The sequence below is a fragment of the Dankookia rubra genome, assembly GCF_004355005.1.
Taxonomy (GTDB): Bacteria; Pseudomonadota; Alphaproteobacteria; order Acetobacterales; family Acetobacteraceae; genus Paracraurococcus; species Paracraurococcus ruber_A.
Genome location: NZ_SMSJ01000256.1, coordinates 1 through 1,490, shown reverse-complemented (window position 1 = coordinate 1,490; position 1,490 = coordinate 1). Strand labels below are relative to the sequence as shown.

Here is a 1,490-nt window from a genome sequence, read left to right as displayed (position 1 = left end):
CTAGGAGCCCGTCCCGGTAACCGGATTTTGGACTGATGCCGCTGGGGGCGGAGCGGCGCTCTTTCGATGTGCGCCGCCGCTGTGCGTCAGGCAGCGGCTGCCCTGGCGAGCTTGGTGAGGTTATGGGCGGTGCAGACCAGCGCCCATTCGTGCCTCACCTTCTCAATGCCGCGGAGCAGGAACTGTCGAAACCCTCGTGCTCCCTTGATCTGTCCAAAGACGGGTTCGACGACCTGCTTTCGTAATCGGTAGCGGCTGCGTCGACCTGCGCGTCTGAGCCGTTGGCGCATGGCCGAAACCAGTGGGCCTCGGCGCTGCTTCTCGCCGCCATCGGGGTGCTTGGCGCGGCCGGTGGCGACGTAGCCGCGGATCCCGCGGCTGGCGAGATCGGCCAGGTTGGCCTCGGAGCAGTAGCCGCTGTCGGCTGAGACCTCGACGGGCGTGGTTTCGGTGTTGGCGGTGACCGCGTCGAGCAGCGGTCCCAAGGCGTCCTGATCGGCTGCACTGTTGGTCAGGTGGTGCGCCACGATGACCTGCGCGGTCGCATCCACCGCGGCCTGGGCGTTGTAGGCCTGCACGAAGCCATCGCGGCCCTTCATGATCCGGCTCTCGGGATCGGTGAAGTTGCGCTGTGCCGAGGGCTTCGGCACGCCGGGCGGGTGCTTCGGCTTGCGGCCCCGGCGTCCACGCGGCGAGCCGTCGGCCTTGGTCCCCGCTTCCGGCCTGGCAGCCTCGGCAGCCCGTGCTTCGGCCTCGAGCCCCGCCTTGGCCGCCCGGATCCGCTCCAGGCGCCGCTGCTTGTCGCGCATCCAGGCCGGCATCTCGTCGCCGCGCCGGTCAGCCCCGAGAGCGGCGTCCTCCGCGGTATCGGCGCCCTCCGCCTGCGCCAGCCAGCCCTCGACCTCGACCTCGACGGCGAGTTCGGCCTCGGCCGAGCCCATCCGGCCGTAGCTCATGGCCTTGTGCTTGGAGGCATTGGCCCGCAGCTTGGTGCCGTCCACCGCGACATGGCCGAGCCTGACCAGGCCGGCGCGCCGGCACAAGGCGAGGACTTGCACGAAGAGCTCGGCCAGTGCCGCGAGATGGCGGCGGCGGAACTCGCTGATGGTGCGGAAGTCCGGCCGGTTCAGCGCCGTCACCGCCTGAAAGTCGAGACGCTCTTCGCAGGCCCGTGCGATCCGCCGCGACGAGTAGACGCCACGGCTGTAGCCGTAGAGCAGCAACGCCACCATCATCGCCGGGTGGTACGGCGGATAGCCCCTCGGCTCCGTGTAGGCGGCAAGAATGGCGGAGAGGTCGAGCTCCTCCACCACGATGTCACGGACCAGATGCGCGGGATGTCCCTCAGGCACGAACTCCTGCACCGAGGGCGGCAGCAACCAGGCCTCGTCCACCTTCCAGGGCCGAAAGCTCTTCGTCATGCCGCCGAGCGAATCACCGCACGATCCGCCTGTCGAGCCTCTTCAGCCGTTACGTGGACGAGCTCCTAG

1 protein-coding gene is annotated in these 1,490 nt (G+C 69.2%); it reads right to left on the bottom strand.

Annotated elements, in window-relative coordinates; translation table 11 throughout:
- Positions 1–86: 86 nt before the first annotated feature.
- Entirely contained in the window at positions 87–1,421 is a 1,335-nt protein-coding gene (locus tag E2C06_RS36390) for an IS1182 family transposase (RefSeq protein ID WP_133293374.1), read from the bottom strand.
- Between the last annotated feature and the right edge of the window lie 69 nt (positions 1,422–1,490).

Bases quoted from the DNA above. Each gene is read 5' to 3' on its own strand.
- E2C06_RS36390 (WP_133293374.1), bottom strand. From the start codon at position 1,421: ATGACGAAGAGCTTTCGGCCCTGGAAGGTGGACGAGGCCTGGTTGCTG.